The organism is Microcystis sp. M53603_WE2, from assembly GCF_030065435.1.
The window spans coordinates 1-8,147 of record NZ_JASJFF010000977.1 but is presented as its reverse complement, the minus strand read 5'-3'; the positions used below and the strand labels follow the sequence as shown (position 1 = coordinate 8,147).

The 8,147-nt window shown below is 46.1% G+C and carries 7 protein-coding genes and 2 tRNA genes; 8 read left to right on the top strand and 1 reads right to left on the bottom strand.

Going from position 1 to position 8,147, the window contains the following annotated elements; genetic code table 11:
- Positions 1 to 688 precede the first annotated feature (688 nt).
- The 4 genes from PX481_RS20645 (at position 689) to brnA (ending at position 3,459) form a co-directional block, all read left to right on the top strand.
- The gene (locus tag PX481_RS20645) at positions 689 to 2,515 is read left to right on the top strand and encodes a peptidoglycan DD-metalloendopeptidase family protein (protein ID WP_288095730.1); all 1,827 of its coding nucleotides are present in this window, start codon (positions 689 to 691) and stop codon (positions 2,513 to 2,515) included.
- A gap of 91 nt (positions 2,516 to 2,606) precedes the next feature.
- A tRNA-Met gene (locus PX481_RS20640) sits at positions 2,607 to 2,680 on the top strand.
- A 295-nt stretch (positions 2,681 to 2,975) separates the two neighbouring features.
- Positions 2,976 to 3,245 carry a BrnT family toxin gene (locus PX481_RS20635; protein ID WP_002759054.1) on the top strand — a complete coding sequence of 90 codons (270 nt, stop codon included), beginning with the start codon at positions 2,976 to 2,978 and terminating at the stop codon, positions 3,243 to 3,245.
- Positions 3,235 to 3,459, top strand: coding sequence for a type II toxin-antitoxin system BrnA family antitoxin (gene brnA, locus PX481_RS20630; RefSeq protein ID WP_002759052.1), 225 nt, complete (start codon positions 3,235 to 3,237; stop codon positions 3,457 to 3,459). The genes PX481_RS20635 and brnA overlap by 11 nt, the downstream gene beginning before the upstream one ends.
- Positions 3,460 to 3,656: 197 nt before the next feature.
- Here brnA and PX481_RS20625 read toward each other — a convergent pair whose 3' ends face one another.
- Complete coding sequence (locus PX481_RS20625; RefSeq protein ID WP_288095727.1) at positions 3,657 to 4,499, bottom strand: methyltransferase domain-containing protein; 843 nt, start codon at positions 4,497 to 4,499, stop codon at positions 3,657 to 3,659.
- Positions 4,500 to 4,699: 200 nt separating this feature from the next.
- On the opposite strand from PX481_RS20625, the gene PX481_RS20620 reads away from it, so the two are divergent.
- The 4 genes from PX481_RS20620 to PX481_RS20605 all read left to right on the top strand — a co-directional run bounded on the left by PX481_RS20620 (position 4,700) and on the right by PX481_RS20605 (position 8,087).
- Complete coding sequence (locus tag PX481_RS20620) at positions 4,700 to 5,773, top strand: extracellular catalytic domain type 2 short-chain-length polyhydroxyalkanoate depolymerase (RefSeq protein WP_002759047.1); 1,074 nt, start codon at positions 4,700 to 4,702, stop codon at positions 5,771 to 5,773.
- A 60-nt stretch (positions 5,774 to 5,833) separates the two neighbouring features.
- Complete coding sequence (locus PX481_RS20615) at positions 5,834 to 6,376, top strand: phasin family protein (RefSeq protein ID WP_002759045.1); 543 nt, start codon at positions 5,834 to 5,836, stop codon at positions 6,374 to 6,376.
- A gap of 339 nt (positions 6,377 to 6,715) precedes the next feature.
- Positions 6,716 to 7,921 carry an FAD-dependent hydroxylase gene (locus tag PX481_RS20610; RefSeq protein WP_288095732.1) on the top strand — a complete coding sequence of 402 codons (1,206 nt, stop codon included), beginning with the start codon at positions 6,716 to 6,718 and terminating at the stop codon, positions 7,919 to 7,921.
- A gap of 92 nt (positions 7,922 to 8,013) precedes the next feature.
- Positions 8,014 to 8,087 (top strand) — tRNA-Pro (locus PX481_RS20605).
- Positions 8,088 to 8,147: the final 60 nt, after the last annotated feature.

Below are 8,147 nucleotides of genomic sequence, written 5' to 3'. Positions count from 1 at the left end.
ATACAAGGTCAACAAAAAGATGTCAAGTTGTATCCTTAACAAGGGAACCGTCAAACTAGGAGCCGTGTGAGGTGAAAGTCTCATGCACGGTTCTGAATGGGAGGGGAGGTCGGTGACGATTTTCTCGACCCCTAATAGTATGACAGCCTTTTTCTGATCAAGACGAAGTGTAACCTAATTGGCTATGGACGACCGACACCTCACACCCCACACCCTGCCCCCAGAAAAAATTTTTTCGGCAAACCCTATTTATCCGGTATTGACCTTGAATAGCCATCGTTGCCCCTTGTTTCCTGTCGAGCGGCGAATGATTAATAATTTCTTTGTAAATTGCCAAACAGATAAAAAATTTCTATGAAAAAACTGGCAAAAATTGGCAAGACCAAAAATGCTGATCAGCTTGGAACAACTGAGATAGAGCATCGTCAATCTGGACATTCAAAATGTCACCAACTTGCCGTGATCCCGATGCTAATAGTCAGAGGGAGACTTGCATAATTTCAAAATCTAAGTTAATCTCTCCTAAAAGTCACCTTTAGGTATTTTGACTAAAAAGAAAGTTGCCTAACTTCTACTCTAGCCTCAAGGCTAATGCTGAAAGCTAGAATCATCGGCTTCATCGACTGGCTCTAGCTAACTCTTTACACCACAGGAGGTCTGTTTGAAAGAGACTTTTATCCCCAACCCCATGACATCCGCTACCCCAGAACAGAATTGCACCGCTGAGTCTAACCGAGTCCGTTACTCAGTTGCTCTACTGGGATTAGCACTCTCTCTGGGAGTACCTAGCATTCTCAACTCCACCTCAGAATCAGCCCAGGCCGCCAATTCTGTACCCTTAGAATGGGAAGTGATCGACCTGTCCCAAAAAGCCAAGGATGCGGGTAAAAAACTAAAAGAACCGCAAATAATCCAATCCCAAGCACTTGCTACCGTCAAATTCATCGCCACATCAGTGGTTGAGCATCAGGTAAAACCGGGAGAATCCCTGTGGAGTTTAGCCGACACCTATCAAACCACCCCTACAGCGATCGCTAACCGCAATAATCTCCCCCCCCAATCCGATCTGATTATCGGACAAACCTTAAAAATTCCCACTCCTGAGCAGTTGCCCCCGGCAGCCCCGGCAGCAACTCCTGAGCAGTTGGATAGTTCCTCTGCTAGTCTGCGTCAAACCCGTCAACGTCTCCAAGAAAGTTTGGCCGCCCTACGGACCCAGGAAATCCCCCATCAGTCCGATTCCGGGGAAACAGTAATCGTCACCGAAACTACCGCTCTCGTTCCCGATAATTCGCCAACCACTGTCGAGATTCCCGTTATTGCTCCCGAAGAATCGCCCCGACCAACCAGCCAGGTGATCCCGATTCCCGTTCCCACCCCTGAAAGCGATCGCCCGATAGCCACAATTGCCGTTAATCCTCCCTTGACAAGCAGACCGGAAATTCCCAGCGTTGCCCTACGAAATCCGGCTCCTGTGACTGAAATTCCCGCCGTTCCCAATCCTCGGGTCATAGTTCCCCCAGAAAACCAAGTTTATCGGGTTCGGCCAGGGGATACCTTAAACACGATCGCTCGCGCTCTCGGCATCACCCCCGCCGAATTAGCCAGGGAAAACGGCATTGACAACCCCAACCGGATTAAAGTTAATCAAACCCTAGTGATTCCCGACCGCTCTGCCAACGCTAGAGTTAATCAAAATCTTACCCCCTTGGTCGGCGATCGACCGAGATTGTCCTTTAACCCCAGCAATCGACAAAATTTGCCCGCCGCAACCGCCACCACGGAGACGGAAGAATTCCCCGAAAATATCACCGGCAGCTATCGGGAAAGATTGCGCCAAGAGGTGGCTAATCTGCGGGAAACTAACCTTTCGGAAACCCAGAAAAGTATCGCTATTCCCGTCGATAATCCCGCAGAAACCGTCGATGATCGGCAAATAACCCCTAATCCCCAATGGGCTGCCCTTCGTTCTCGTTCTAACCAAAGCACCCCCCCACAGATTATCGGTTCGGCTCCTACCAATGTGGAAGAATATAATGACCGCCTACGAATTCCCGTCGGCGAAACCGTAGAACCTTCCCTTCCTCCCCTCGCTAATCCCGATGAGTATTTACCTAATCCCGCCCCCATTTTTACCGGCTTTATCTGGCCCACCAGAGGTGTGTTAACCTCCGGTTTCGGTTGGCGCTGGGGCAGACCTCATCGCGGCATCGATATCGCCGGTCCAGTGGGGACCCCGATTGTGGCGGCGGCCGCCGGTGAAGTAATCGCCTCCGGTTGGAATTCTGGCGGTTATGGCAATCTGGTGAAACTGCGTCACCCCGATGGTAGCGTCACTCTCTATGCCCATAACAGCCGTCTGTTGGTGCGTCGCGGCCAAACTGTTCAGCAAGGCGAGCCAATTGCCCAGATGGGTAGCACCGGTTTTAGCACCGGCCCCCACCTACATTTCGAGGTTCACCCCTCCGGCCAGGGAGCAGTCAATCCCATCGCTTTCCTGCCAGGCAGACGTTAAAGATGCCCAGAAAGGGAAGAAAAAATCTTCCCTTTTTTGCTCTTGTGCAATTGGGTGATTGTGTGTTATGATTGATAACTGTGTAAACAACGGCTTAGTAGCTCAGTTGGTCAGAGCAGGGGACTCATAAGCCCAAGGTCGGCAGTTCAAATCTGCCCTGAGCCATCGGACAAGATCCAAGAAAACCAGCAAGATTATGGTCAGGTGATATCTCTTTCCCTTTTACTTGGGGACGCTCCCTTCGGGTTCTACCTGATAACTTTTTACTGATAACAGCAGCAAGGGAATTCCAAAATTTATTAGCCCAATTGTACTATAAATTTTGCCGATACAGTCACTACCATAATATTCTGGTAGGAGTACCTAGTGGTCAGTGAGTTTATCGAACTGCGTGCGCCCAAAATGTCCTATAGATATTTCGACCAAATTGAGATGCAGTCACGGAAACGAAGCCAAGAGAATGAAAAAACCGGAATTTGAATTTGATCCTAATAAAAGCCAAGCTAACAAAAATAAACATGGTCTAGATTTTGTTGAAGCTCAAGTATTATGGTTAGATTCCCAAAAAGTCGAAATTCCAGCCCGAACAGAAAATGAACCACGATTTGTTGTTATTGGTATAATAGCAGGTAAGCATTGGTCAGCCGTAGTTACCTATCGTCAAACCAAAATCCGTATTATTTCAGTCCGACGCTCTAGACCTGAAGAGGTAGAAATTTATGAAAGCTGAAGATTTTGACCGCAAATTTGATGATGGAGAAAATATCATCGAATACTTGGATTTAACTAAAATTAAACGTTCTAATTCCGAGGAACAAACAATTGCGTTTGAGTTTCCCTCATGGATGGTAGAGGCTCTTGAGCAAGAAAGTCAGCGTCGTGATTTACCGTTACAAGCTATTGTCAAAGACTGGATTGGGGAAAAATTGGCGTTGTCAAATTGAAAGATGATCCGAATCAGCACCGGAACTCAAATTACTTTGACTTGCCCTGAGCCAACTTGCCCTGAGCCAACTTGCCCTGAGCCAAGTCGAAGGAGTTGAAGGGGTCGAAGGGTAGCAAGGATTGCATTGCATCTTTCCTATTCTGATCTGACAACGCCTAATTATCAATCGCTGCACTGTAATCATCGCCAAGCTGATTATTTTTTCCCTTGCAGTAAACCAAAACGAATTAAACCCGACTCGTAACCGCGCCGCATTAACCCTAAAGATAAGGCCCCTTGGATAGTAGTATAACCGCTTGCTAACAAACCTGCGATCGCATCTGTGGTTAGGGCCGAATCAATCACCACATCCCAAAAAGCGGCCACCGATAGGGACCAATCATCGGTTTTTAGGTCTTGAAAGCCAACTTCACAGGCAATATCGGCGTATTCTGGCAAAGAAATCACATATGGCAGACAATAAACCTGATAAATCTCGTTTAATAGTTTAATCTCTCCTTCCGTTAAATTACCAGCCAGGGAAGTGGTCGGACGATGACACCAAGTAGCCATCAAAAAAGTCCCCCCGGGCTGCAAAACCCGATAACATTCCCGCAGAAATTGCCTTTTATCGGGCATATGTTCGCCACTTTCCAAAGACCAGACCAGATCAAAATTATTCTCAGGAAAGGGGGTTTTTAGGGCATCAGCCACAGAAAAACTCACTTGTTCCTCTAAATTAAACTCTTGCGCTCTTTGGCTGGCTCTAGCGGCTTGTACCGGGGATAGAGTAATCCCCACCGCTTGGCTGTGAAATTTTTCGGCCAGATAAAGACTACTGCCACCAATGCCACAACCGACATCGAGAATCTGATTAGCACTGGTGACATTTCCCCAAGTTAATAATTCTTCTATTAAATCAATTTGTGCCTGACGGCGATCGAGTTTAATCTTGCCGCCCCGACCGTAGTAACCATGGTGCATATGTTCGCCCCAAATCCTTTCCCACAGTCCACTAGAGGAGTCATAAAAATCGGCTATTCGTTGATCAAGTTCCATGGTGATTTCCTAGTTAAGAGAGGCACTCTTGCCAGAGATTAGCCAGATATGTTATACCAAATCCTGTTTAAAAAGTACAGCAAAGTGGGAAGTGGCAAGTGGGTTTTCAAAGTTCGATGTGTTTTACTTTATCTTAATATCATTCGATCTTGTTCGACTTTATATTAATATCATAGGTTCCGATTTTTGCAAGAGGTCTTATGATTAAGGCAGGATTAAAACTACTGGCTGTTTTGATTTTTAGTATTTTTAGCTTCAATGGGGCGGTCTTGGCCGAGGAAGCACCCAAGCTATCTGGTTATCAGGCAGATTTAAGCCAAACATCTGTTTCTGGCCTTTCATCAGGGGCTTTCATGACGGCTCAATTCCATGTCGCCTACTCAGATAGACTGGTAGGAGCAGGTATTATTGCTGGCGGTCCTTTTTATTGTGTAGGTTCTTACGAGACGGATCCAGAGCAATTTTTCGAGCAAGCGACATCAACTTGCATGAATCCTCTGACTGAGTCAGTAGGACCGGATGGGAAAAGATTATTTAAAAAAGCTCAAAAACTGGCCAGTGCCAACAAAATTGCCGATCTCAACAACTTAAAAGATGATCGAGTCTATCTATTCAGTGGTTCAAATGATCGCGTAGTTAAAACTGTCGTAGTTGACAAAGTAAAAGATTTTTATCAAGCTGCCGGCTTGCCCTCAGAAAATATTAAATACGACAAGAATATCAATGCCGGTCATGCCATAATTGTCGAGGAGTCTAGGGTGTCATGTTCAGATACTAAGTCACCCTTTATAAACGACTGCGATTTCATGCAATCCCATCGGATTTTAGGGCATATTTATGGCAAGTTGAATCCACCAGTTGACTCTAATAGATTAAGTGGCAAGATTATTCGGTTTGACCAGAACGAGTTTATTGACGGTAAAAAGACGAGTATGAGTCGGGAGGCTTATGTTTATGTACCTGAAGCCTGTAAAAAAGAAAGCTGCAAAGTTCATGTAGCTATTCATGGTTGCAAACAGGGGGCAACGGAAATTGATGATACTTACTACACTAAAACCGGTTACAATGAAATAGCTGATACCAATAGGATAATTGTCCTATATCCCCAGGTTGAACCGTCAGCATCAATCCCTTACAATCCCCAGGGATGCTGGGATTTTTGGGGATATTCTAGTGCAGACCCAGATAATCCTGTCTTTTATACTAGAGAGTCTCCCCAGATGAGGGCAATTGTCGCTATGTTAGAACGGTTGGCCGAACCGCGCCCTCAATAATTTAATCTTTTTGCTGGCACAGACAGAGAAATACATTAAGCAGTTTACGAGGAAACTACCATGCAAAACGAGCTAGTTAAACAGTGGATTGACTCGAACAAATTGGCAATAGAGTCCTTCAAGAATATTACGGCCACTAATGTGAACGCGATGGATGCCATGTTAACAAGTTTTGTTAACCCCAGCGCCTTCGCTGAACTAAGCAAGGGTTATCTAAGCTTGACCAAAGAATTGGGGGAAGTTTATACTGATAGTATTAATGAACTATTTCAAAGCCAACTGAAGCTGGTGAATTTACAGGCAACCTCTGATTCTTTTAAGGACTTGGGTGAAATTTATGTAAGTTCGATGACCAGTCTCGGACTAAAGCAAGCAGAATTGATGCGCCTCTATCTAGAAACTACAGCCAAGTATCTAGAGATCTTAAAGGGCGCTCAAAAAGTAGATGATCTATTCAATGTCCAAACCAGTATTTTTAGCGAACTTCAAGAAAAGTTGCAGGGGAATATGCTCGAAACAATGGGAGTTTTTAACTCTATCAATACTGCTCTGGACAATTGGACTCAAAAAAGCCTTGACGCATTTGCATCTGATGAGAGTTAAAAAAACTTGATCTTGCGGGTTATGTCTTTAGCCAAGTTCTCGGTTTGTTGCCCCAAACATATCCCCAACGGCGGGCAAGTGCCAGCGCCGCCAGATTACCCGTCGGGGTATCGAGGAAGACTGGCGCCTCAGGAGCATCAGCCAACAGGGCTTGTAGCAGCTTGTTATCGCCCTTCCGAAACTCCAGGAAGAGCGATAACCCGAAACTCTCAGCGACGGACAAAACCCTTTAAAGTCTATGGTAGGTAGGGTCAAGAGAATCAAACCCGACAGCAACCCCGAAAATCGTGTCAGAATAGATCATTGTAGTCACTGATGATCTTCGAGAAAAATATTTATATGTTAAGACGGGACAGCTACGATTTAATCATTGTCGGGGGTGGTATAGTCGGAACCACCCTAGCGGTGGCCTTAAAAAATACAGGATTAAATATCGCTATGATCGAGGAACGTCCCCTAGAGGTGGCCGCCTCCCGTCGTCAAGCTTATGCCCTCTCGTTGATGTCGAGCCGCATTTTTACAGGCTTGGGTATCTGGGATAAAATCTCGCCCAGTATCGGTAAATTTCGTCATATTCGCCTTTCTGATGCCGATTACCCGATTTTTGTCCCCTTTGTGGTCGATGAGCTAAAAACCGATTATTTGGGCTATGTGGGCGAACATCAAGTGATTTTAACCGCCCTGCACAATGCTGGCCAAGATTGCGATCGCATTGACTGGTTATCCCCTGCCAAAGTGTTAGAAGTGGAGTACGGAGCAGAAACAGCCACTGTCACCCTGGAAGAAGCCGGTCAAACCCGAAAAATCACCACAAAATTAGTCATCGGGGCCGATGGAGCCAGATCCGCTATCCGGCAAGGGGCGCAAATTAAAACCAAAGGTTGGAAATATTGGCAATCCTGTGTCGCTTTCACCATTAAACATCAACTCGATCGCAACGATACCGCCTTTGAAAGATTTTGGCCCACCGGTCCGATGGGCATTTTACCGCTCCAGGGTAATCGCTGTCAGATCGTTTGGACAAATCCCCATGGGGAAGCGAAAAAACTGCAAGAAATGCCCGAAGCGGAATTTATCAAGAAATTAGAAGCATATACGGGGGGATTACTGGGAAAACTCGAATTAGTTAGCCCCCGCGCTCTCTTTCCCGTACAGTTAATGCAGAGTGATACTTATGTTAAACCCCGACTGGCTTTAATTGGTGATGCCGCTCACTGTTGTCATCCCGTCGGTGGTCAAGGTTTAAATTTAGGCATTCGCGACGCGGCCGCTTTAGCGCAGGTATTAAAGGAAGCAGTGGAAAAGCAAGAAGATATAGGAGCGCTTTCTACCCTAAAATCCTACGAAAAATGGCGTAGATCGGAGAATTTAGCGATTTTAGGCTTCACAGATTTTCTAGATCGCCTGTTCTCCAATAACTGGCCGCCTATCGTTGTCATCCGTCGTCTCGGATTGGCAATGATGCGCGGTTTCCCCCCGTTGAAATTGTTTGCCCTGCAATTAATGACGGGATTAAAAGGACGTATTCCCCAATTAGCTAGATAGCTGGCCGCTAATTCCGGGAATGGGGGAGAAAGGAAGAAAAAAAAAGCTTGCAAAATGCTGCGATTATCGCTATGATGGTTAAGGTTCAATATCGGGGCGTAGCGCAGCTTGGTAGCGCACTACTTTGGGGTAGTAGGGGTCGTGGGTTCGAATCCCGCCGCTCCGATTGCAGAAAAACAGAGAGTTAGGTAGGGATGCAACCAATCCCTACCTTGTCCTGTTTACT